Below are 22,289 nucleotides of genomic sequence, written 5' to 3'. Positions count from 1 at the left end.
GTCGATGCGGAAACTCGTCCTGCTCGCGATTCTGGCGATAGCCGCCGCTGTCCTGCCCGCCGCGCTCGCCTCCGCGGCGACCCCCGCCCCGGAAGCGGTTCAGGCAGGCCCCACCGCGGACCAGATCCTCGCCAAGGTGGCCTCCTGCAAGCAGATCTCCAACGGCAAATACAAGACCGACGAAGACTCCGGCAGCGCGACCGTCCCGGTCTGCGACGCGGGCAAGGCAGTCTTCTGGAAAGCCGATATGGACATCGACTGCGACGGCCAGCGCACCACCCAGTGCAACGAGAACACCGACTGCTGCTTCTACCCCGACACCGCCTTCCCGCAGTCCGACGGGAAACCGCTCAACGCCGCCAAGCTCCCGTACATCGTCGTTCCCAGTTCGAGCGGCATCTGGAATTACGCCAACTCCGGCCTCCGCGGCGGCGGGTCTTGCGCGGTGATCTACAACGGCAAGGTCGAGTACGCGGTCATCGGAGACACCGGGCCGAACAAGATCATCGGCGAGGCGTCGTACGCGACGGCCAAGGATCTGGGCATCAATCCGGACCCGAAGAACGGCGGGGTCGACTCCGGCGTGACCTACGTGTGCTTCAAGAACTCGACGGTGAACCCGATCGAAGAGCACGCCGCGGCCACGAGTACGGGACAAAAGCTGGCTTCCGCGTTCGTCGGCGGAAACTGAATTTTTCGAAGCTTCGGAAGGCAATCACTGCCCTTTCCGGACAACCGTGGGCAAATTCCCCTGCCGGTACGGCCGGATGGGGTAACCGCCGGACCGGTGGGCGGGTCAAGGCGGGAATCCGTGCGGCGACACGGGTTCCCGCCTTGTTTCGCGGAACCGGTAACGAAGCCCGTCCGCGCTCCGACCAATGAGCAGCGAGCGGTCGGGCGGAGGTTCCGTTGTGAAGATCAGCGTCTTCGGGCTGGGATACGTGGGGTGCGTATCCGCGGCTTGCCTGGCGGGAGAAGGACACGAGGTCGTCGGGGTAGACGTCAATCCGGCGAAGGTGGATCTCGTGCGGGCCGGCAAGGCACCGGTGGTCGAGGAACGGATCGGGGAATTGACCGCGGAGGTGGTCGAGTCCGGGGCGTTGCGCGCGACCACGGAGGTGGCCGAAGCGATCCTCGAGACCGACGTTTCCCTGGTGTGCGTCGGCACGCCGTCCGCGCCCAACGGGAGTCTTTCCACCGAGTATCTGCAACGCGTCGCCGAGGAGATCGGGGTCGCGTTGAAAGAACGAAAAGCATTGGGGCGCACTGAGATCCGGCATACCGTCGTGTTCCGGAGCACGATGCTGCCGGGCACCTGTCTCGGGTTGCTCGTGCCGATCTTGGAAAAGCACAGCGGCGGTACCGCGGGGGTCGACTTCGGGGTCGCGGTGAACCCGGAATTCCTCCGCGAGGGCACCAGCGTGCGCGACTTCTTCCAGCCGCCGAAAACGGTGATCGGCGAGTTCGATCCGGCCAGCGGCGACGTCGTGGCGAAGCTGTACGACGGGTTGCCCGGCGACGTGTTCCGGGTGCCGATCCCGGTCGCGGAGATGACGAAGTACGCGGACAACGCTTTCCACGGCGTGAAAATCGGTTTCGCGAACGAACTCGGCGCGATCTGCCGGGCGCTCGGGCTGGATTCGCATCAGGTGATGGACGTGTTCCTGGCCGATCGCAAGCTCAACATCAGCCCGGCGTACCTGCGGCCCGGATTCGCTTTCGGCGGCTCCTGCCTGCCGAAGGACCTGCGCGGGCTGGTCTACGCCGCGCGGCAGGCGGACGTCTCGGTGCCGTTGCTCGCCCACGTGCTGCCGTCGAACGCCGAACATCTCCACCGCGCGTTCGAATTGGTCGCGCGGACCGGGAAACGCAAGGTCGGGCTGTTCGGCTTGTCCTTCAAACCGGGCACCGACGATCTGCGCGAGAGCCCGCTGGTCGAACTCGCGGAACGCTTGCTCGGCAAGGGATACGACCTCAAGATCCACGACGCCAACGTCAGCCTTTCTCGGCTGATGGGGGCCAACCGCGAGTACATCGAAAGCCGGCTGCCGCATCTCGGGCAGCTGCTCGCCGGGTCGGTGCGGGAGGTGCTCGACCACGCCGAGGTGTGCTTGATCGGCACCTCGGACCCGGAGGTGCTGGCCGCTCTGCCGCACGGGAGCGGGCCGCTGCTGGTCGATCTGGTCCGCGTCCCGGACGCCGCCGCGCGCCGGGCGGAAGAGGGGTACGTCGGCCTTGCCTGGTGAGGGCTTTTCCGAAAACGAAATCCTGCGGAACCGGGTCGCGCTGATTCTCGTGGAGAATCTGTCCGTGCCGTTCGACCGGCGGGTGTGGCAGGAATGCCAGACCCTGCGCGACGCCGGGATGACGGTGCACGTGATCTGCCCGCGGGGCACGAAACGGGACACCGAGGCCGAGATCGTCCTCGACGGCGTGCACATTCACCGGTATCCGCTCCAGGCGGCGACCGGCGGGCCCGCCGGGTACGCACGCGAGTACGGATCCGCGCTCTGGCACACGTTCCGGCTCGCGCGCAAGATCGGCCGGGTCGACGTCGTGCACGCCTGCAACCCGCCGGATCTGCTCTTTCTCGTCGCCCGGATGCTGCGAAGACGGGGCGCGAAGTTCATTTTCGATCAGCACGACCTGGTGCCGGAACTGTATTTGTCTCGGTTCGACCGCGGGCAGGATTTCCTTTACCGCGGCGTTTGTGCGTTGGAACGCGCCACTTATCGCGCGGCCGACGTCGTGCTGGCGACCAACGAGAGCTATCGGCAGGTCGCCCGGATCCGCGGCGGCAAGCGTCCCGAGGACGTGTTCGTGGTCCGCAGCGCGCCGGTCGTGGAGCGGTTCCACGAGGTTCCGGTGGAGCCGGAACTCAAGCGCGGCAAGCCGAATCTGCTGTGCTACCTCGGCGTGATGGGCCCGCAGGACGGCGTGGACTACGCCCTGCGCGCGCTCGCTTCCCTGCGCGACGAGGTGGGACGCGACGACTGGCACGCGGTGTTCGTCGGGGCGGGCGACACGTTCGACGAGATGGTCGCGTTGTCGCGTGAGCTGGGTTTGTCCGGGCAGGTGGAATTCACCGGCCGGGTGTCGGACGAGGATCTGCTGCGGTATTTGTCGGCGGCGGACGTGTGCCTTTCGCCGGATCCGCTCAACCCGCTCAACGACGTGTCGACCATGAACAAGGTCATGGAGTACATGGCCATGGGCAAACCGATGGTGTCGTTCGCATTGCGCGAGGCGCGGGTGTCGGCGGGCGAGGCCGCGCTTTACGCGCCGGCCAACGACATCGCGGAGTTCGCGAAGCTCGTCTCCGTGCTCCTGGACGACCCGGAGCAGCGGGAACGGATGGGGAAGCTCGGCAGGGAACGCGTGCGCGGACCGCTCGCCTGGGGAAATTCGCAGGCGGCGTTGATCAAGGCGTACGAGCGTGCGCTGGGTTGAGCTGGGTCGCGTTTCGAACAAGGTTCGGCCGGATGGTGTAACCAACCGGTGCGGTGCCGCGACGGGGTCAATGACCCGTGCGTCGGCCCGTGAGGGGAGACCTGGTTTTGAGTGACGAAACAATACGCCTCTCCGTCGTGGGGAAGGTGGTGCGCCGGCGCTGGCGAGCATTGCTGTTGCTCGCGGTAGTCGGCGCGGGTGTCGGGGCCGGGGCGTCCACCGTGCTTTCCCCGGGCTACGAGGCGCAAGCCAGTGTGCTGCTGCAGGGGCCGCGGCAGCCGGACGAACTGCTGACCGAAGCGCAGGTGGCGACCAGTTCGGTGGTGCTCGACCGGGCGTCCGCGGCGCTGGGGCTCGGGATTCGCGGCACGGATCTGCAGAAGTCGGTCGCCGCGTCCGTCGCGCAGGGCAATGTCGTGACGATCACCGCGAAAGGCTCCAGCCCGGAACGCTCGCAGCAGCTGGCTGACCAGGTCGCGGGCGAATTCGTGAAGTATTCGACGCAATTGCTCGGAAATTCCGCCGACCAGGCCGCGCAGCTCGCGCAACAGCAGAAGGAAGCGCTGCGGCAGCAGATCACCCAGACCAACCAGCGGATCCTCGACCTGTCGAAGGCCGTGGCGAACGGCGATTCCGTCGAGGGCGTGCAGGCCCGCACCACATTGCAGGGCTTGCGGACGGCGCTGGAACAGGCGGTCAACAACCTCAACGCGGCGGACGCGGCGACCGGCGCGGGCAACATGGTCGTGCTCGGCCCGTCCGAACGGCCGTCTTCGCCGTCCGCGCCGACGCTCCCGCAGTTGACGGCCGGCGGCGCGGTGCTGTTCTTCGTGCTCGGAGTTCTGGCCTACCTGTTCGGGGCGCGGACGGATCGGAGACCGCGCAGCGAAGGCGAAATCGGGGCCGCGCTGGGTGCGCCGGTGCTGGCGAGCATCGACATCCCGGCGGCTTCGGACGCACCGGTGAAGTGGTGGCGGAAGGCGGTCGGAAACGCCCAGCCGTGGAATCTGCCCGAGGTGCCGGCGTCGGCGGACGAAGCGGCGCGCGAGGTGCGGTACCGCCGCGTGCTCGCGCGGCTGGGCGCGGACCGCGACGGAGTGTTGCGGCTGCTGATCCTTGTTCCGCGCGGGGACGCCTCGGCGCGGAAGGTCGCGGAGCAGTTCGCGGACACCGCGCGCGGCGACCGCCTTCGCGTCGAGGTGGCGGTAACGGAAATCGAAGTGGTACCCGGGGCGCAGCCGATCGTGCCGGACGGAACGGCAGGGGTGCTCGTGGTGGTGTCGCTCGGTTCGCACAACGCGTGGGAATTGGTTTCGATTTCGGAGGCTTGCTCGGACGCCGGGCACGAAATTCTCGGTGCCGTGCTGGCCCGGGAGGTTCACCTGGCCGGCGGGCCGAAGCCGGCCGCGAAGCAGCGCACCGGCGAGCTGGCGGGTGCGCGATGAGCGCGGGACAGGTCCAGCCGCTGGTCGACCTCCAGCGGCTGGTGGTCGCGCTGCGGCGCAAGCGGCGGTTCTGGCTGACGACCGCGCTGGCCGGGTTGGTCCTCGGCTGCGCGGTGGCGATTCTGCTGCCCGCGCCGCCCACCGCGGTCACGAAGATCATGGTGATCCACCCGGACGATTCGCCGACCGACAGCGGCACGCTGATGCGTACCGACGTCGCCGTGCTTTCGACGGCGAACATGGCGGCGGACGCGCTGAAACGGATCAACAGCACCGAATCGCCGTCGGATTTCCTGAAGGATTACGCCGGGCTCGGTCTCACCAACAACGTCTTGCAGGTGACGGTCAAGGCGAAGACCAAGGACGACGCGGTCGCGAAGGCGAAAGCGCTCGCGGACGCGTTCATCGCCAATCACACCCAGCGCACGCAAGCAGCCGCGACTGGCCGCTCGAAAGCGTTGCTGCAGCAGCGGGATCAGGCGCAGGCGCAGCTGGCGGACATCGACAACCAGGCGGCGACGGAGGTGGCGAAGGGACGCAACTCCAACGCGGGCGCGCTGGAGCAGCTGTACACCCAGCGCGCGAACCTGGTGTCGAAGATCGCCGATCTGCAGAACCAGGCGCAGCAGGCCGGGATCGGATCGCCGGAGGTTATCGCCGGGACGCAGATCGTGGACGCGCCGGCGATTCAGCCGGTCTCGAAGCTGAAGGCTTACGGCACGCCCGCCGGGGTCGGGCTGGCGCTTGGCCTCGCGCTCGGTCTCGCGTTCGCCGCGGTGACCGCGCTGGTCCGGGACCGGCCGGTCTTGCGCCGCGAAATTTCGCAGCACCTCGGGGCTTCGGTGATCGCGCAGGTCGGCGTGAAACCGATCGGCCCGGCGAAGCTGTGGCGGCGGTCGAAGGCGGTCACCGACACCAGCCGGGTCGCGCTCACGCTCGCGCGGGCGGCTCGGGAGGACCGGGCTTCGCTGTCGCTGCTGGAAATCGGCGCGGCCGCGACCGCGGCGGAGCTGGCGGTGGAACTCGGCCGGTCGCTGGCCGAGGACGGTCCGGTGGTGCTCGTGGACGACCTGCCGGGCAAGGACGTGTCGAAGCTGCCGGTGGAGGGGAACGTCCAGGTCGTCGAGGCCGGCGACCCCGCGGTGGCGCGGGCGGTGCGCCGGGTCGGGGTCGGCACGGCCGCTCCGGGCACGGCGTGGACCGATCTGTCGGCGCTCGGCGCGGAGACCGTGCTGGTGGTGCGTGCCGGGTTCGCGAACACGCAGTGGCTGCACACCGTCGCGCGGCAGCTCGCCGACTGCGGCGTGCCGATCCTCGGCGTGGTGCTGGTCGATCCGGATCCGAAGGACCGCACTGACGGCACCCTCTGGGATGGGCTGCACACCGCGTTGCGCGGGCGGGCCGCGGTGGTCGCGAAGAAACGGCGCGAGGTGGTCGAGCTGGAACTGCGCGACGAGACCAGGCCGATCGAATGGCCGACGAAGCGGGACACCGAGCGCAGGCTCCGCCCGGTCACCCGGATGGACGTGGATCCGGACGCACCGACGAGGCGGCTCAAACCCGTCCAGGAAAGCTAGGGGGAACCACACGCATGTGCGGCATCGCGGGCGCGTACAGCTGGCCGGACGGCGGCCCGCTCACCGACCGGCTCACCCAGTGCCTCGCGCACCGGGGCCCGGACGGCGACGGCCGCTACGACCACCGGGAAGTCCACTTAGGACACCGACGGCTGTCCATCGTGGACCTGTCGGAAACGGGCGCGCAGCCGATGACCGCCGAGGGGCTGGCCCTGACCTACAACGGCGAGCTGTACAACTCCCCCGAGCTGCGCGCCGAACTCGAAGCCGCCGGGGTCCGGTTTCGCGGCACCTCCGACACCGAGGTCCTGCTGCGGGCCTGGCGGGAATGGGGCACGGACTGCCTGCCGCGGCTGCGCGGGATGTTCGCCTTCGCGGTGTACGACGAACGCACCGGCGAGCTGGTGCTCGCGCGGGACCAGCTGGGCATCAAGCCGCTGTTCTTCGTGCGCCGCGGAGGCGGGGTCGTGTTCGCGTCGGAGCTGAAAGCGCTGGCTCGCGAACTCGGGGACACGCTGAACGTGGACCAGGCGGCGATGATCGCGTCGCTGCTGTACTACTGGGTGCCCGACAGCCGGTGCGCTTACCGGGAGGCGGAGAAACTGCCGCCGGGGACCTGGCTGCGGTTCCGGCCGGACGGCAGCACGGACACCGGGACTTACTGGTCGCTCCGCCAGGTCGCCGAGGAGGGCGCGGAGTATCGCGGCGAGGTCGACCTGCATGCGGTCGTCGAGGATTCCACCCGCAAGCATCTGCTGTCCGACGTCCCGGTGGCGACCTTCCTTTCCGGCGGTCTGGACTCCAGTTACCTCACCGCGCTGGCCGCGCGCGAGCAGCCGGGGATTTCGGCTTACACCATCGGTTTCCGTCCCGAGGACGCGAAATTCGAGGCGATGCCGGACGACCTGCGGTACGCGCGGATCGTCGCCCGGCGGTTCGGCGTGGACCTGCACGAGATCGAGATCGCGCCGGACGTGCAGGACCTGCTGCCGCGGATGACGCACCACCTGGACGAGCCGATCGGCGACCCGGCGGCGATCAACTCGTACCTGATCTGCTCGGCGGCGCGCGAGGCCGGGGTCAAGGTGCTGTTGTCGGGGATGGGCGCGGACGAGCTGTTCGCCGGGTACCGCAAGCATTTGGCGAACCTGCTGGCGCTGCGGTACCGGCGGGTGCCCGGGGTGGCGCGCCGGGCGATCGGGGCGGCGGTGGACCGGTTGCCGGTCGCGTCGGCCACGCGCGGTTACCGGTCGGTGCGGTTCGCGAAGCGGTTTCTGTCCTTTGCGGACCTTCCGGAGGAAACGGCGTTCCGGCGCAGCTACACCATGTACGACCGGACGGAGCTGCTCGAGCTGGTGTCGCCGGATCTCCAGTCCGAAGTGGACGATGTGCTCGCCGAGCACGCCGACATCTACTACGACACGACGCTGACCGACCGGGTCAACCGGATGTGCCTCGCCGACGCGCGAATGTTCTTGCCGGGCTTGAATCTCGCCTACACCGATCGGTCCACTATGGCCGCTTCCACCGAGGTGCGAACGCCCTTTGTGGACATCGAAGTGGTCCGGGCGGCGTTCCGGGTGCCGGGCCGGGAGAAGATCACCCGCCGGCAAGGCAAGGTGGCGTTGAAGAAAGCGGCCACGGCGATCCTGCCGGACGAAATCGTGTACCGGCCGAAGGGCCTGTTCAGCGCGCCGCTGCGGGCGTGGATGAGCCGGGACCTCGCGCCGCTGGTGCGGGAGGTCATCGAGGACGGCGTCCTGGTCGAGTCCGGATTCCTGCGACGCGATGCCCTGCGCAAGCTGGTGGCCGAGGACGCCGCCGGGCGCGAGGACCGCGCGAAACACCTTTGGCACGTGCTGACCCTCGAGTACTGGTACCGCGGTGCCCTCCGCGGAGAGCGGCTAGGAGTCCAGTGAAACAGGTAGTGCAGAACTACAAGAGCGGCGAGCTGGCCCTGCTCGACGTCCCGGTGCCGGCGTGCAAACCGGGCGGCGTGCTGGTGCGCAGCCAGTACTCGCTGATCTCGACCGGCACCGAGATGATGAAGGTGTCCGAGGCGGGAATGTCGTTGCTGGGCAAGGCCCGTTCGCGGCCGGACCAGGTCGCGAAGGTGATGCAGAGCGTCGCGACGAATGGGCTCGCCGCGACGTATCGCAAGGTGTCCGGAAAACTCGATTCCTATACGCCGCTGGGTTATTCGCTGTGCGGCGTGGTCGAGCAGGTCGGCGAGGGCGTGGACGACGTCGTGGTCGGCGACCTCGTGGCGTGCGCCGGGAACGAGCACGCGCTGCACAGCGAGCTGAACTGGGTGCCGAAGAATCTGTACGCGAAGGTGCCGGCCGGGCTTTCGCCGCGGCAGGCGGCGTTCGCGACGGTCGGCGCGATCGCGATGCAGGGCGTCCGGCGGGGCGAACCGCAGCTCGGCGACCTCGCGCTGGTGATCGGGCTCGGCCTGATCGGGCAGCTGGTGGTGCAGTTGCTGGTGGCGAGCGGGGCGCGCGTGGTCGGCGTGGACCCGGACGCGCAGCGCTGCGAACTCGCCCGGAAACTGGGCGCGCTCGCCTGCGGGCATCCGGCGTCCGGCGAGATCGACCAGGCGGTGGCCGAACTGTCCGGCGGACACGGCGTCGACCAGGTGTATCTCGCCGCGGGAGGGGCGTCGAACGATCCGGTGGAGCTGGCCGCGCGGCTCGCGCGCGACCGCGGCCGGGTGGTGGACATCGGCAAGATCTCGCTGAACCTGCCGTGGAACGCCTACTACGAAAAGGAACTCGACGTCCGGTTCTCCCGCTCCTACGGGCCCGGCCGCTACGACCCGGCCTACGAGCTGGAGGGCCGCGACTATCCGATCGGCTACGTGCGCTGGACGGAACGGCGCAACCTCGAATGCTTCCTCGACCTGGCCGCACGGGGCAAGCTCGACGTGTCGCCGCTGATCAGCCACACCGCGGACTTCGCGGAAGCCGTCGAGACCTACCGGGCGCTCAACGAGGGTTCGCTGAAGGCGGTCGCGGTGTTGTTCCGCTACCCGGACGCGCCGCCCGCGGAGGCCGAAAGCGTGGTGTCCGCGGTTCCGGTGGCTCCGGTCGTCGACCAACGGACGGATCCGTTGCAGTGGCTGCGGATCGGGTTCATCGGCGCGGGCAACTACGCGTCGTCGATGATCCTGCCGCATCTGGCCGGGGACGAGCGCGTGCTGCTCACCGACGTGGTCACGACCTCGGCACTGTCCGGGGCCAACGCGAAACGCAAGTTCGGCTTCGTCGCGGCGAGCACCGACGTGGACGCGCTGCTGGAGGACGACGAGGTCAGCACGGTCTTCGTGGTGACCCGGCACAGTTCGCACGCCGAGCTGACCCGGCGGGCGCTGCTGGCGGGCAAGGCGGTCTTCGTGGAGAAGCCGCTCGCGTTGTCGGAGAAGGAATTGCGCGGCGTCGTGGACGCGGTGGCGGAATCGGGCAACAACCGGTTGCAGGTCGGGTTCAACCGCCGGTTCGCGCCGCTGCTGGTCGAGGCGAAGAACCAGTTCGGCCCGCGGGTCGGCCCGGCTTCGGTGCGGTACCTGGTCAACGCGGGACGGCTGGACGCGAACAGCTGGTACAACCAGGCCGATTCCGAGGGCAGCCGGTTCGTCGGCGAGGGCGGGCACTTCATCGACACGATCAGCTGGTTCCTCGGCAGCGACCCGGTTTCGGTCTACGCCGCCGGCACTCCGGGCAACCACGACCTGCAGGTGCTGCTGCGCTACGCCGACGGCTCGACCGCGACGATCAGCTACCTCACCAGCGGCAGCACCGCGTTCCCCAAGGAAACGCTGGAGGTGCTCGCGGACGGCAAGGTGCTGAAATTCGACGATTTCGTCCGCGCCTCGGTGTACGGGCGCAAGCGCTGGACCAGTTCGCGGCTGCCGAAGGCGCGCGACAAGGGCCAGCAGGCCGAACTCGACGCGTTCATCACCGCGTTGAAGACCGGCGTCGCGATGCCGATCAGCCTCGACTCGCTCGTGTCCACGACGCTGGCGACCCTCGCCGTGCACCGCAGCCTCGAAACCGGCGCGCCGGTGCGGTTGGAGCGGTGATGGACCCGTCCTGGTACCTGCGCCGGCTGTCCGCTATGGGACCGGCGGAGATCGTCGGCCGCGTCGGCGACGTCGTGCGCAAACAGCGGTGGCGCGGCGAACCCCGGCGGCGGCCGGCCTGGTCGGCGACCCGGACGTTCCCGGCTTGGCCCGCCGAGCCGCGGCTGCCGGCGACCGGACGGGACCGGCTGGTCGCGGCGGCGGACCGGCTGATGGACGGGCACGCGGAGTACTTCGGCGTCGCGCGGGACGACCTCGTCGCACCGGACTGGGCGTTCGATCCGAAGACCGGCCGCCGCGCGCCGGGGGACCGGTACTCCTTCGAGATCCCGTACCGGGACGAGAACGCGATCGGCGACATCAAGCAGATCTGGGAACCGTCGCGGCACCAGCATCTGACCGTGCTGGCCGCGGCGTACCGGGCGACCGGCGACGACCGATACGCGCACCGGGTGGCCGATCACCTGAAGTCGTGGTGGGCGGCCAACCCGCCGATGCGCGGCGTGCACTGGCTGAGCGGGATCGAACTGGGCATCCGGCTGCTGTCGTGGGTGTGGGTGCGCCGGTTGCTCGACGGCTGGTCCGGCGCGCCCGGGCTGTTCGAGGACAATCCCGAGGCGCTGCGGCAGATCTGGCACCACCAGCGGTGGCTGGCGGCGTTCCCGAGCCGGGGCACCTCAGCCAACAACCACGTGCTGGCCGAGGCGGCGGGACAGCTGGCGGCGTCGTGCGCGTTCGACTGGTACCCGGAATCCGCGCGCTGGAGGTCCGCCGCGATCCGCTCGCTGGACTTTCACTTGCGGGCCAACACCTTCACGTCCGGGTTGAACCGCGAGCTGGCGACCGAGTACCACGGGCTCGTGCTGGAGCTGGGCCTCGCCGCCGCGTTGGAAGCGGGTCCGCGGCTGCCGCGTTCGACCTGGCTGGAACTGCGGGCGATGTGCGACGCGCTCGCGGCCATGGTGGACTGTGCCGGGCGACCGCCGCGCCAAGGCGACGCCGACGACGGCTACGGCCTGATCGTGGACGGACCGGGTTCGGACCGTTGGCATTCGCTGCTGGCCACCGGCGACGCGCTGTTCGGCCGGGCGGAGTGGTGGCCGAAGATGCCCGCTGACGACGTGCGCACCGCGTTGTTCTCGGCGCTGCGTTCTCGGGTGCCGCAACTCGACAACGCCCGCCAGCGCCCGGTTTTCTCGGACGCGGGCATGACCATCCTGCGCAGCGACAACGGTCCGGAGATCTGGTGCCGCTGCGACAGCGGGCCGCACGGCTTCCTCGCCATCGCCGCGCACGCACACGCCGACGCGTTGTCCATTGAGGTCCGGCACGACGGCGTCGACATCCTCGCCGACCCGGGAACGTATTGCTACCACGGCGAACCCGAATGGCGCGCATACTTCCGCTCCACGCTCGGCCACAACACGCTGCAGCTCGGCGGAGTCGACCAATCGGCTTCCGGTGGCCCGTTCCTGTGGACCCGCCACGCGAACTCGCGCACCCTCGCCGCGACGCCCACGCAATGGCAGGCCGAACACGACGGGTACGCCCCGGCGCTGCACCGCCGCACCGTGGAGCTGTCCGGCCGGACGCTGACCGTGGTCGACGAGGTGACCGGCGGGGGGTCCGGCAAACTCGCCTTCCACCTCGGCCCGCTGCTGGCCGTCGAGCTGGAGGGCAGCACCGCCCGGCTCACCTGGCCCGGCCGCACCGCGACGATGGAGCTTCCGCCGCAGCTCGCCTGGACCGCGCACCGCGGCGAGACGAATCCGCCGCTGGGCTGGTACTCGCCCGGCTTCGGCCGCCGCGAACCCGCCACCGCGCTCGTCGGTTCCGGTCCGGTCACCGGACCGCTGACCACCGTGCTCCGCCTGCCCTGATCTGGAGAGGATCCACCGTGCGAAGGACATTGCTGCTGCTGGGAGCGTTGCTCCCGCTCACGCTGGCTTCGTGCAGCTCGTCCGGAGCCGCGCCCGCTCCGGTCGCCGGATCGACTTCGCCGCAGGGTCCGGTCGCCGCGGTCTGCGACCACGTGCCGCCGGGTCCGGCGACCGCGCCCGCCGGAGCTGTCGCGGTGGATCCGGCCGTGGTGGACGACTTGTCGACAAAGACGAAGAACTCCCCGGCGGGCACCACGTTCTGGCTCGCTCCCGGCACGCACCGGCTCACCGACGACGAGTACGCCCAGGTGCAGCCCAAGGACGGGGACGTCTACCTCGGCGCGCCCGGCGCGGTGTTCGACGGGCGCAAGAAGAACCGGTACGCCTTCGCGGGCGCGGCCAAGGACGTCCGGCTCGAATCGTTCACCGTGCAGGGCTTCACCGCGCCGCGCGACGAGGGCGTGGTCAACCACGATTCGGCCCCCGGATGGGTCATCCGGCGCCTGACGGTGCAGGACAACGACGGGGCCGGGCTGATGGCCGGGCCGAAGCAGCAGATCCTCGACAGCTGCCTGCGGCGCAACGGCCAGTACGGGCTGAACGCCTACTCCGGCACCGCCGCGGTGACCGGGCTGGTGCTGCGCGGCACCGAGGTCACCGGCAACAACACCGCGAACTGGGAAGCCAAGGTTCCCGAGTGCGGCTGCACCGGCGGCATGAAGTTCTGGGCGGTGGACGGCGCGGACGTCGTCGGCAACTGGATCCATGACAACCGCGGCACCGGGCTGTGGGCGGACACGAACAACAACGATTTCCTGATCGAGGGCAACCTGATCGAGAACAACGACAGCGCCGCGATCATTTATGAAACCAGCTACAACGCGATCATCCGCAACAACACGTTCCGGCGCAACAACCTGCCCGACGGCCGCGCGCACGCCGATCGCGGCGACCCGTTCCCGTCCGCGACAATCTACCTTTCCGAATCCGGCGGCGAACCCCGGCTGAAGGCCCGCACGAGCGAGCTGGAAGTTTCCGGGAATCTGCTGCAGGACAACTGGAACGGCGTCATCCTGTGGGAGAACGCCGACCGGTTCTGCAATAGCCCGGCCAACACCTCCAGCGGCTCGTGCACGAAACTCGTACCGAATGTCAGTACCTGTTCCGCCCCGGCGATCTCGCAGAAACCGCTGTACAGCGACTGCCGGTGGAAGACTCAGCGGGTCGTGGTGCAGCACAACCAGTTCACGCTCAACTCGAAGGCGCTCGGCTGCGAGGAGATCTGCGGCCGGATGGGCGTGTTGTCGAATTTCGGCAGCTATCCCACCTGGTCGCCGTACCAGGGCGCGGTGATCCAGCAAGCGATCACGTTCCAGCAGGGCAATTCCTGGCACGACAACGCTTATGCCGGTCCGTGGACCTTCGTCGCCCGGGAGATGAGCAACATCATCGGCATCGGCGAATGGCAGAGCGCGCCGTACCACCAGGACGCGAATTCGAGTTACCAGCCGAACGGGGGTGGCTGACGTGGCTGAATTGACCGCCGCCCTGCCGGCGAAAACAGTGCCGAAGGCGGTAAGCGCGGCCTGGGCGTTGCTCATTCTCAACACGCTCGGCTCGACCGGCGCGCAGACGGTGATTCCCTTGCCGCGCACGGTGATCCAGCTGGTCACCATGGGCGCGCTGATGACCGCGTTCCTGCTCGCGCTGGTGCTGAACCTGCGGATCAAGATCCGGCCGAGCGCGTACCTGATGCTGCTGTCCTTCCTGCTGCTCACCGCCATTGTGGCCAGCGTGCACCTGGAATCCGGCTTCGGCGCGCTGTTCCGGTGCTTCCGGTTCACGGTGTTCGTCGCGACGCTCTGGCTGCTCAGCGGCTGGTGGGACGGGACGTTCACGTTCGTGCGCGCGCACATCCGGATGTTCGGCGCGGTGCTGCTGTCGGTCGTGCTCGGCTTGGCGATCGCGCCGGGCAAGGCGATGCCGGACCTCTACGGCGGCCGGCTTTCCGGCGCGGTCTGGCCGCTGACGCCGCCGCAGGTCGGCCAGTACGCGGCGGTCATTGCGGGTCTCGCGGTGCTGATGTGGCTCGGCAAACGGACGGACGCCAAGAGCGCGTTGCTCGTCGTCGTGCCGTCGCTCGGGGTACTGCTGCTCACGCACACCCGCACCGCGACGCTCGGCCTCGTCGCCGGGCTGGTCGTCGCGCTGCTGTCGCTAGGCCTGGTCAGCGCGCGGGCGCGGAAGGTGTTCGCCGGGATCGTGCTGGTCGCCGGGTTCGCCGCGGTGGTGCTGGGCGGCCTGCTGCAGGCGTGGTTCCTGCGCGGGCAGAGCACCGACGATTTCTCCAGCCTGACCGGCCGCGCGAAGGTGTGGGACGCGTTGCTGTCCGCGCCGCGGAGCGGATTCGAGTACCTCTTCGGCGTCGGCCTCACCGACAAGTCCTACGACGGCCTGCCGATCGACAACAGCTGGCTGGCGATCTACCACGAGGAGGGCTTGGTCGGGATCGGGATCGTCGCCGCGTTCCTGCTGGTGCTGATCGCGATCGCGGTGCTGCGCCCGCCGTCGCTGGCAAGGGCGTGCGCGATTTTCCTGATCGCGTACTGCGTTTCCGCGTCCTACACCGAAGCCGGGCTCGGCGACGCGTCGCCGTATCTGCTGCATCTGGCGGTCGCCGCGTCGTTGCTGGCCACCGGCGAGGCTCCAGCGAGGGAGAAGCTGGCGTGAAGGTTCTGGTGGTGCACAACCGCTATCGGTCGGAGCAGCCGAGCGGCGAGAACAACGTGGTCGACGCCGAGGTCGCGCTGCTGGCCTCGGCCGGGATCGACGTGCGGCGGTTCGAGCGGCACAGCGACGACATCGCGTCGATGCCGGTGGCGCGCAAGGCCTTGGTGCCGCTGCAGGTGCCGTGGAACCGCGCGTCGCGGACGGCGTTGCTGGCCCAGCTTCGCCGAGAGCGACCCGATGTCGTGCACGTTCACAACACCTTCCCGCTGCTGTCGCCGTCGGTGCTGGCCGCATGCGCCGAGGCGCGCGTGCCGGTGGTCGCGACCCTGCACAACTACGGCCTCGTCTGCCCGCCCGGCACGCTCTACCGCGACGGCCGGATCTGCACCGACTGCGTCGGCGGCCTGCCGATCCCCGCGGTGCGGCACGGCTGCTACCGCGGGTCAACCGCGGCGACCGTGCCGATGGCGGTAAACCTGCTGGTCAACCGGGATCGCTGGCGAACCGGCGTGACCCGGTTCTTCTGCATCTCCGACGCCCAGCGCCGCCTGCTGGTCGACGCGGGCCTGCCGTCCGCGCGGATGCGGGTGAAGCACAACTTCGTCCCGGACCAGGGCCGCCGGCGAGTCGGCGACGGCGAGCACCTTCTGTTCCTGGGCCGGCTCACCGAGGAGAAAGGCATCCCGCTGCTCCAAGCGGCGTGGGAGCGGTACACGGGCAAGCTGCCGTTGCTGATCGCCGGGACCGGGCCGCTGTCCGACAACGTCGCGGCCTGGGCGGCGGGACGGGAGAACGTGTCGTACGTCGGCCTGCAGGACCGGGCTTCGTGCCAGGAACTGATCGCGCGCGCGGCCGCGGTGGTGGTGCCGTCGACGTGGCTGGAGGCGTTCGGTCTCGTGGTGGTGGAGGCAATGGCCGCCGGGGTGCCGACGGTCGCGCCCGCGCACGGTGCCTTCGAAGAGCTGATCACCGACGGCGTCACCGGCTTGCTGCACACCCCCGGCGACGCGGCCGCGCTCGCTGGCTCGCTGCTCGAGGTCGCCGAGCGGAACCAGGAGATGGGCGAGGCCGCGCGGCGGCGGTACGAGGCGGATTTCACCCCGGAGGTGGGGCTGAAGCGGTTGCTCGAAGGCTACGAGGAAGCGATTTCCACGGTATGAAGGAAGGCGTGCGCGACCGACTGAAGACCTCGCCCCCGGCGCTTCCGGTCGTTCTGCGCACGCCGTCGATGGTCTTGGCCGTGCTCGGCTTCCTGACGCTGATCGCGCTGGGCCTGCGGTTCGCCGGACACTCGGTGCCGAGCGCGTTCGACGCCCCGCTCCTGCCCGGCCCAGACCTCATCGGCGACCCGTGGTGGTACTTCGCGACGGCGATCGACTTCTGCGGCGAACCGTTGGGCGCGACGCTGATCCTGGCCTTGGTGCTCGGCGGTTGCCTGCTGACAAACCGGCTCCGGACAGCGGTGCTGACGGTGGTCGGCTGCGGGTTGACGGTCGTGGTGACTTCGGTGCTGAAGCCATTGACCGGGCGGACGATCCACGGCAGCTACCTGTCGTTCCCCAGCGGCCACACCGCTTTCGCGACCGCTTTGGCGGTGATCGGGGCTTACGTGCTGGCCGGGCGGTCTGGCCGGAGCGCGGCAGTGGCGTGGACGGTGGGGCTGGCTGTGGTGTCCGGGTTCCTGATGGCGTGGGCGGAGGTCGGGCTGGGCGCGCACTATCCGACCGACACGATCGGCGGTTTCGCGGTGGCGTTGGCGATCGTGCCGGTTACCGGGTATTGGGTGGACCGGCTCGCGGACGGGAAAGGGCGAGTCAGGACTTCCGGCGAAAAACCGGCCTGACCGCCCGCCCTCCCAGCCACGGTGACGGGTCCCCCGCCTCCAGCGCCTTCCGGTACACCACGCAAGCCGAAGCGACCACCTCCACCGTCCGGTCGATGTCCCGCTCCGTCATCGCCGCACTGACCACAAAGGACGGTGCCAGCACCCCGTTCTCCAACAGGCACCGCAGGAACAACGTCCGATACTCCTGCGAAGGCCGGCCATCCGCGTCGAGAGTCGCGAAGACCAGGTTGCTGTCCCGTCCGCGCACCAAGACCCGTTCGCCGACCCCATGTGCGGCCGCCACCTCGGTCACCCCGGCGGCCAACCGGGCACCCAGAGCGTGCAGGCGGGCCGTCACATCCTCTGCCGCGTAGGCGTCGATTACCGCCATCGCCGCGGCCAGCGCTGGGGTTTCCGCGCCGTGCGTCGTGGACAGCAGGAAAACCCGGTCTCGCGAATCCCGAAGCCCGCCTAGCTCCATCAAGTCTCGCCGACCCGCCAAAGCAGCGACCGCGAAGCCGTTGCCGAGCGCTTTGCCGAACGTCGAGAGATCCGGTGTCACTCCATACAAGCCTTGCGCGCCGTGCTCGGAGTACCGGAATCCGGTGATCATCTCGTCGAAAATCACCAACGCGCCATGCCGATGCGCGAGTTCCCGCAGCCCGGCCAGATAACCGTCCGGCGGGGCGACGTCCTTGGTCGGTTCCAGGATCAGGCACGCCACCTGACCGTGGTACTGGCGCAGCATCTGCTCGGTCGCCGGGAGATCGCCGTAGGGGAACGGCACGGTCATCGCCATTGTCGCGGCGGGGATTCCGGCGGACATCGGGGTCGTGCCGATGAACCAGTCGTCGGTGGAGAAAAACGCGTGGTCAGCGCAATAGGCGACCAGCGGCCGTCCGGTGGCGGCGCGGGCGAGCCGGACGGCGGCGGTCGTCGCGTCGGAGCCGTTCTTCGCGAACTTCACCATGTCCGCGGTCGGCACCGTTTCCAGGAACTGCTCCGCCGCTTCAAGCTCCACAATGGACGGACGGACGAAGTTGTTGCCCCGTTCCAGCACGTCGCGGACGGCCGAGGTCACCCGCGGATGCACGTGACCCAGGCTGACCGCCCGCAGGCCGGAACCGTATTCGAGGTACTGGTTGCCGTCGACGTCCCAGACGTATGCGCCGCGGCCGTGCGAGATGACCGGTGCGAGATGTTCCGGGTATTGGTCCTCGCCTTTGGCGTAGGTGTGCGCACCGCCGGGGATGGCGCGGTGCAGGCGTTCGTTCGCGATCCGGGAGAGTGGCAGGTCCATGACGGGTCACCTCAAGGCATCGGCCAGCGAAGGGGCCGACGCGTCGCGTTCGGACAGCAATGCCGCGGGCAGCGGCCACGGGATGGCGAGCTCCGGGTCGTCATGCGCGATGGCGACGTCCTCGGACGGGTCGTGCGCGCGGTCGATCCGGTACGACACGTCGGCGATGTCGCTCAGCGCCTGGAAACCGTGTGCGCATCCGGCCGGGAGATAGATGCTTTCCTGAGTGTCGCCGGAGAGGCGAAACGTTTCCCGGCGAAGGAAGGTCGGCGAATCCGGCCGCAGGTCGACCACCACGTCGAACACCTCGCCGAACGAGCACCGCACCAGTTTCGCCTCGCCGGCCCCGGACCGCAGGTGCATCCCGCGCACCACGCCGCGCACCGAGCGGGACACGCTGTCCTGCACGAACGCGTCCGGATCGATGCCGACCGACCGGGCGACGTCGGCGTCGAAGGTCCGCGAGAAGAAGCCGCGCTCGTCACGGTGCGGCGTCGGCTGAAAGAGCCACAGGCCGGAAATCGACGGCACGGGAACGGCTTTCACGACACCTCCGCGGGAATGAGCGACCTCGACAACAGGGCGAACTGATCCTTCAACTGCTGATTGCAGGCTTCGTTGCGAGCGGCGAGTTCCGCCTTCAATTCCGGAGCCCGCCGCTGCAATTCCTCGAACTGCCCGATCAGCCGCGGCACATCGACCGCCCGGGCCTCCTGGCAGAACTCGCCGAGCCCCATTTCGGCCATCAGCACGTCGTTCTTCTTAGCGTATCCGATCGCGACCGTTGGCCTCCCGACCTTCAACGCGCACAACACATTGTGGTACCGAGTAGCCACCACCGTGCCGACCTCGGCCATCGAGCGCATCAGCTCGCCGAGCGTGCCCGGGACGGCCGCGGAGAGCAGCGGAGAATCGACCGTTTCGACGATCTCGTCCACCACCTCGCGATCGATCCGGTCACCGATGAAAAGCCGGACCGGCCGCTCTTGGCTGACGAGATACCGTACGAATTCCGTCATCGCGTCCACGTACGCCCGGTAAATCTCCTCGCCGCGCGCCCGGTCGTCATTCCCGCCGTAGTAAGCCATCACCCCGACGCCCACCGCACGCGGATCCTCGACGGCGGCAGGAGTCGGCAGCGCGAAGGCGAGATCGGGATACACCCGGTCGTCAGCCACCCGAACCCCCATGTCGGCCATCGCCGACCGCGACAGTTCGTCGCGGAAGGACCGATACGCCGCCAGCTGGGACGCATACCGCACCAGAAACCGCGTCGCGGGCACCTGAATCCGATCGGCGCCCACGCTGACCAGCGCGACCTTCGTCCGCCCCAGCCGCCCGCACAACGAGAGCAGAAAGAGCGCGTACGGAAACCCCCACGGCCGCAACGGAAGCGTCGCCTCCAGCACGCCCATGCCGGGAACGATCACCACGTTCTGCCGCCGGACCCACCACGCCGTGCGGAAAACGTCGACGACCTTGCCGAGCGCTTTCGTCACGATCGACCGCAGTCCGGAAGCGTGCCGGTACTCGCCGCTGTACCAGTTCAACCGCACCGCTGGGATCCCGTACCGCGCCTGGATGGTGTCCGCCCCACCGCAGAACGCGGACACCTTCGCATACGGATGTTCGGAGCGCAGGAAGCCGAGCACCGCCTCCAGCGAGCCGTCATTGCCGAGGTTGCCTGAACCGAGCAGTCCGAAGACTCCGACTCGAACAGTCACGGCACCCGCCGTTCGCGCCCGGCGACCACGCGGTCGACAGTGAGGTTGAGCTCGGCCGCGTGCACCGGAGCACGGTCCTCGACGCGTTCCCCGCCCCCACCGGGTCGCGCCCGGCTGGCAAACCATTCGACCAGCGCGAGGTAGCAGGCGCGACGTTCGCCCGACGACAGCGGCGCGGAGCGGATTCCGTGCACGAAACCCCAGACGTACTCGGCGAGCAGCCGCGCGGTCGGGTTCAGCAACGCGTTGCCGCGCTTCGGATCGAGGTTCGCGCACCGGGAGCGTTTGCTCGGGTTCGCTCGCTCGGCCCGGTCCGGATGGTCGCGGCGGAAGTACAGCAGCTCCGGCACCTGGTAGAACGGCCCGTGCAGCGCCAGTTCGGCCACGTAGGTGCGGTCAGCGTGGTGGTAGCTGTCCATCGGGGTGACCCGACGCAGCACCGCCGTGCGCATCACGCCGTAGAAATCGTCGCCGCCGGGCTCGAACAGCAGGCTCTTGAACCGCACCGACGGCCGGGGCGCGTCCGTCTTGTGCCGGTAGTCCAGCGGTACGGTCACCGCGCCGTTCTCGTCGATGATCGCCTGGTGCGAATGCGCGAGGATCGTCTCCGGCCGCGCGTCGAGCGCTTCGACGCACTTCGCCAGCAGCTCCCGGCCGTAAAGATCGTCGTGCGAAGCCCATTTGAACAGTTCGCCGCGCGCCTGCTCGAGCAGGATGTTGTGGTTCGGGGTCGCGCCGATGTTGCGCGGCTGGCGCAGATACCGGATCCGCGAATCCTCCTGCGCGTACTTCCGGGCGATCTCCTCCGTGCCGTCCTGCGACGCGTTGTCGGAAATGATCAGCTCGAAATCCTCGTAGGTCTGCCCGAGCAGCGCGTCGAGTGCTTCGCTGAGGAATTCCTCTCCGTTGTAGACGGGCAGACCGATGGTCAGCCGGGGCACCGTGCTCATGCCGGTTTCATCTCCTCGGAAGCCGAATGGAGTTCTGCTTGGCTGAAGGAACCTGACGCGGCGGGAAACTCGGTCGCCGCCGCGAAGTGGTCGCGGAGCGCGCTGCGCAGCTGCCACCACCACACGGCCGAACCGGTGAGCGTGGCGGCCGCGACGCCCCACTCCGAGCCGCCCGCCCCGCCGAGCACGGCCCCGATCAGGCCGAACACGACGTAGCACGCGGACGCGATCAGCTGCGACCGCAAGCTCCGCCGCGCCATCCCGAGCGCGCGCAGCCCGGCCGTCGCGCCGGTGGTGAAGCTCGCGCCGACGACCGCCATCGTGACCGCGGGGACCAGCGGCGACGAGCTGTCCCAGAGCGAACCGAGCACGAACCGGCCGGCGTCCTCGGGGACGAAGAACCACAGTCCGAGTCCCCAGATCAGAGCAGCCGCCGCCTGTGCCGCACCGAGCACCACGCAGAAGTGCCACAGCCGATGCGGCGATTGCCGGAGCACCCGCGCTCCCTCGGCGACAGTGACGAGGGAAAGTCCCATGAGCAGCGCGAGAAACGGGCCGAGCAGCTGTTCCGCCCCGCGTACCGTGCCGACCGCCGCCAGGCCGGAAATCGCACCCAGTCCGTACGCCCGCAGCTGCGACGAACCGCTGTTGCTGACGTTCTCCACGAGATAGCGCACACCGAGGTCGCGATGGTCCCGCAGCCATCCGCGCACCCCGCCGAGCCGCGGCAACACGCTCGTCTGCACCCAGCCGAACGCGGCCGCGACCCCGGCCGAACAACCCCAGGCCAGCAGAAACGCGACCACAGTGTCGTAGCGCGCGGCCAATACCAGCGCGGGGAACAACGCGACGGCCTGGATCCCGTCGTTGACGAACGCCTTGTGTCCGGTGCCCTGCGCGAAGAACCCGAACCGCCACGCGTCCTGGACCAGCAGGAACGGCAGCACCGCACCGAGCGCCACGAACGCGGCGCCGAGCGCCCCGCCGACCGCGAGTCCAAAAAGGACACTTACCAGCCCGCTCGCGATGCCCACCACAAAAGCGGTCCCGACGGCCTGGCCCACCGCGGTCCGCCAGCTCGCCCTGGTGACACCGGAGAAGCGGACCATCAGCGGGTCGGTGGCGAGGCCGCGCGAGACGTTGAGAATGACGCCGTAGGTCACCCACGCGATGCTGAACAGGCCGAACGCCGTCGCGCCGAGCGAGCGCGCGACGTACAGGCCGACCACGAAGTTGGTCAGGCTCGAAACAGCCTGGTCGCCGAGGCCCCAGCTGAGCCGTCCCGCCATCGCGCGGACGGCTCGCGAACGCAGGATCGACGGCATGG

17 protein-coding genes are annotated in these 22,289 nt (G+C 69.1%); 12 read left to right on the top strand and 5 right to left on the bottom strand.

Going from position 1 to position 22,289, the window contains the following annotated elements:
* Positions 1-4 precede the first annotated feature (4 nt).
* The 12 genes from F9C11_RS03930 (at position 5) to F9C11_RS03875 (ending at position 17,006) form a co-directional block, all read left to right on the top strand.
* Complete coding sequence (locus F9C11_RS03930) at positions 5-691, top strand: glycoside hydrolase family 75 protein (RefSeq protein ID WP_409183555.1); 687 nt, start codon at positions 5-7, stop codon at positions 689-691.
* Positions 692-911: 220 nt separating this feature from the next.
* Positions 912-2,246: a nucleotide sugar dehydrogenase gene (locus F9C11_RS03925; protein ID WP_409183554.1), complete on the top strand. Its 1,335-nt coding sequence runs from the start codon at positions 912-914 to the stop codon at positions 2,244-2,246.
* A gap of 130 nt (positions 2,247-2,376) precedes the next feature.
* Positions 2,377-3,450 (top strand): glycosyltransferase family 4 protein, encoded by a 1,074-nt coding sequence (locus F9C11_RS03920; protein WP_409186805.1) that lies wholly within the window; start codon positions 2,377-2,379, stop codon positions 3,448-3,450.
* A 107-nt stretch (positions 3,451-3,557) separates the two neighbouring features.
* Positions 3,558-4,895: an exopolysaccharide biosynthesis protein gene (locus F9C11_RS03915; RefSeq protein ID WP_409183553.1), complete on the top strand. Its 1,338-nt coding sequence runs from the start codon at positions 3,558-3,560 to the stop codon at positions 4,893-4,895.
* On the top strand, positions 4,892-6,472 hold the full coding sequence (locus F9C11_RS03910) for a Wzz/FepE/Etk N-terminal domain-containing protein (protein ID WP_409183552.1): 1,581 nt from the start codon (positions 4,892-4,894) through the stop codon (positions 6,470-6,472). The genes F9C11_RS03915 and F9C11_RS03910 overlap by 4 nt, the downstream gene beginning before the upstream one ends.
* 14 nt (positions 6,473-6,486) lie before the next feature.
* Entirely contained in the window at positions 6,487-8,391 is a 1,905-nt protein-coding gene (gene asnB, locus F9C11_RS03905; protein ID WP_409183551.1) for an asparagine synthase (glutamine-hydrolyzing), read from the top strand.
* Positions 8,388-10,553: a bi-domain-containing oxidoreductase gene (locus F9C11_RS03900; RefSeq protein WP_409183550.1), complete on the top strand. Its 2,166-nt coding sequence runs from the start codon at positions 8,388-8,390 to the stop codon at positions 10,551-10,553. The genes asnB and F9C11_RS03900 overlap by 4 nt, the downstream gene beginning before the upstream one ends.
* Entirely contained in the window at positions 10,553-12,433 is a 1,881-nt protein-coding gene (locus F9C11_RS03895; RefSeq protein WP_409183549.1) for an alginate lyase family protein, read from the top strand. The genes F9C11_RS03900 and F9C11_RS03895 overlap by 1 nt, the downstream gene beginning before the upstream one ends.
* Complete coding sequence (locus F9C11_RS03890; RefSeq protein WP_409186804.1) at positions 12,430-13,959, top strand: right-handed parallel beta-helix repeat-containing protein; 1,530 nt, start codon at positions 12,430-12,432, stop codon at positions 13,957-13,959. Before F9C11_RS03895 ends, F9C11_RS03890 begins: the two co-directional genes overlap by 4 nt.
* 1 nt (position 13,960) lies before the next feature.
* On the top strand, positions 13,961-15,163 hold the full coding sequence (locus tag F9C11_RS03885) for an O-antigen ligase domain-containing protein (protein ID WP_409183548.1): 1,203 nt from the start codon (positions 13,961-13,963) through the stop codon (positions 15,161-15,163).
* A complete protein-coding gene (locus tag F9C11_RS03880) occupies positions 15,160-16,323 on the top strand; it encodes a glycosyltransferase family 4 protein (RefSeq protein ID WP_409183547.1) in 1,164 nt (387 codons plus the stop codon). The genes F9C11_RS03885 and F9C11_RS03880 overlap by 4 nt, the downstream gene beginning before the upstream one ends.
* Before the next feature lie 8 nt (positions 16,324-16,331).
* Positions 16,332-17,006: a phosphatase PAP2 family protein gene (locus tag F9C11_RS03875; RefSeq protein ID WP_409183546.1), complete on the top strand. Its 675-nt coding sequence runs from the start codon at positions 16,332-16,334 to the stop codon at positions 17,004-17,006.
* Here F9C11_RS03875 and F9C11_RS03870 read toward each other — a convergent pair.
* Genes F9C11_RS03870 through F9C11_RS03850 form a run of 5 tightly spaced genes read right to left on the bottom strand, consistent with a single transcriptional unit; the run spans position 16,978 to position 22,287 of the window.
* Positions 16,978-18,288, bottom strand: coding sequence for a glutamate-1-semialdehyde 2,1-aminomutase (locus tag F9C11_RS03870; protein ID WP_409183545.1), 1,311 nt, complete (start codon positions 18,286-18,288; stop codon positions 16,978-16,980). The genes F9C11_RS03875 and F9C11_RS03870 overlap by 29 nt on opposite strands.
* A gap of 6 nt (positions 18,289-18,294) precedes the next feature.
* Positions 18,295-18,834, bottom strand: coding sequence for a dTDP-4-dehydrorhamnose 3,5-epimerase family protein (locus tag F9C11_RS03865; protein WP_409183544.1), 540 nt, complete (start codon positions 18,832-18,834; stop codon positions 18,295-18,297).
* Positions 18,831-20,012, bottom strand: coding sequence for a polysaccharide pyruvyl transferase family protein (locus F9C11_RS03860; protein WP_409183543.1), 1,182 nt, complete (start codon positions 20,010-20,012; stop codon positions 18,831-18,833). Before F9C11_RS03860 ends, F9C11_RS03865 begins: the two co-directional genes overlap by 4 nt.
* A complete protein-coding gene (locus F9C11_RS03855) occupies positions 20,009-20,962 on the bottom strand; it encodes a glycosyltransferase family 2 protein (protein ID WP_409183542.1) in 954 nt (317 codons plus the stop codon). Before F9C11_RS03855 ends, F9C11_RS03860 begins: the two co-directional genes overlap by 4 nt.
* Complete coding sequence (locus tag F9C11_RS03850) at positions 20,959-22,287, bottom strand: hypothetical protein (RefSeq protein ID WP_409183541.1); 1,329 nt, start codon at positions 22,285-22,287, stop codon at positions 20,959-20,961. The genes F9C11_RS03855 and F9C11_RS03850 overlap by 4 nt, the downstream gene beginning before the upstream one ends.
* Positions 22,288-22,289: the final 2 nt, after the last annotated feature.

The organism is Amycolatopsis sp. VS8301801F10 (assembly GCF_046195355.1).
Lineage (GTDB): Bacteria > Actinomycetota > Actinomycetes > Mycobacteriales > Pseudonocardiaceae > Amycolatopsis.
Note: the sequence above shows the minus strand (reverse complement) of the source record. Positions and strands in the feature narration are given on the sequence as shown.

What these genes read in the sequence shown, in the direction of transcription:
- F9C11_RS03930 (WP_409183555.1), top strand. Translation starts at nt 5, where the DNA reads ATGCGGAAACTCGTCCTGCTCGCGATTCTGGCGATAGCCGCCGCTGTC.
- F9C11_RS03855 (WP_409183542.1), bottom strand. Translation starts at nt 20,962, where the DNA reads ATGAGCACGGTGCCCCGGCTGACCATCGGTCTGCCCGTCTACAACGGA.
- asnB (WP_409183551.1), top strand. Translation starts at nt 6,487, where the DNA reads ATGTGCGGCATCGCGGGCGCGTACAGCTGGCCGGACGGCGGCCCGCTC.
- F9C11_RS03870 (WP_409183545.1), bottom strand. Translation starts at nt 18,288, where the DNA reads ATGGACCTGCCACTCTCCCGGATCGCGAACGAACGCCTGCACCGCGCC.
- F9C11_RS03850 (WP_409183541.1), bottom strand. Translation starts at nt 22,287, where the DNA reads ATGCCGTCGATCCTGCGTTCGCGAGCCGTCCGCGCGATGGCGGGACGG.
- F9C11_RS03895 (WP_409183549.1), top strand. Translation starts at nt 10,553, where the DNA reads ATGGACCCGTCCTGGTACCTGCGCCGGCTGTCCGCTATGGGACCGGCG.
- F9C11_RS03910 (WP_409183552.1), top strand. Translation starts at nt 4,892, where the DNA reads ATGAGCGCGGGACAGGTCCAGCCGCTGGTCGACCTCCAGCGGCTGGTG.